The following is a 1,125-nucleotide window of genomic DNA, read 5'->3' on the forward strand; positions in this document are numbered from 1 at the left end:
ATTAGGTAGAATGGTAATCATGTTTTTTTTTCTTGTGGTAACGGCTGTTTTCAGTTATCTCTATTTTTTTCAGGAGAAAATGATTTTTTTTCCCGATAAATTGAGTTCTGATTTCCAATTTACTTTCCCTTATGAATTTGAGGAAGTACAAATAGGGGTAGATAGGGATATTCAATTGCATGGCATTTTATTTAAAGCACCTAAAGCCAAAGGATTAATTTTTTACCTGCATGGGAATGCTGGTTCTGTTGAAAGTTGGGGAAAAGTGGCTGGGCTTTATCTAAAAAATAATTATGATATTTTTGTTTTAGATTATCGTGGATATGGTAAAAGCCAGGGGAGGATTACCAGTGAAAATCAACTTCATAAAGACATTCAATTAGTTTATAATGAACTTGTAAAGTCTTATTTGGAAAATGATGTTTTTATAATTGGTTATTCGATAGGAACAGGAATGGCGGCGCATTTGGCTGCTGAAAATAACCCCTCTCGTTTGATTTTGATTGCTCCTTACTACAGTCTTGTGGATATTATTCATCATTATTACCCTTTTATTCCTTCCCCAATTGTAAAATATCAGCTGATGACCAATAAAGAAATTGGGAAAATATCTGCTCCCATTACCATTTTTCATGGTGATCAGGACGAAGTGATTTATATAGAGTCTTCAAAAAAGTTAATACCATTGCTCAAGCCCAATGACGAATATATTGTATTGAAGGGTCAAATGCATAATGGGATAAATGATAATGTTGAGTATGTTAATTATATCGACTTGATTTTAAAATAGGTTTTTTGCAATGATAATAAGTATTTTCAAATAGAGGTTCTTAATAATGATTACTCTACCTGAGGAATTGTGAATTTTGATTTATCCAGAAGGGGATGAGGTTAAGTACCTCCATTAATGGTCTGCCCATTTTGTTTTTAGACACTATCCGGAAACTGTGTAAGTACATTTAGACCTTTTGCTCCATCTTTTTAAATAGATCTTTCTGAGTTTATTGGGATCATCGGTTTCTAATCAAGTAAAGTAGCTCTTCATTATCACCATAGTCTACCCCCGCCTTTTAGTGGCACATTAAACGGGTAATTCCGACCAACATACAGAATATATTAACTTGT

Annotated in this window: 1 protein-coding gene; it reads left to right on the top strand. The window is 33.2% G+C overall.

The window, feature by feature from the left end:
- A partial coding sequence (locus tag E1171_RS00970) for an alpha/beta hydrolase (protein WP_343031270.1) occupies positions 1-790 on the top strand: 790 nt, incomplete at its 5' end.
- Between the last annotated feature and the right edge of the window lie 335 nt (positions 791-1,125).

Origin of the sequence: Xanthovirga aplysinae, from assembly GCF_009711365.1 — a bacterium.
GTDB classification, from domain to species: domain Bacteria; phylum Bacteroidota; class Bacteroidia; order Cytophagales; family Cyclobacteriaceae; genus Xanthovirga; species Xanthovirga aplysinae.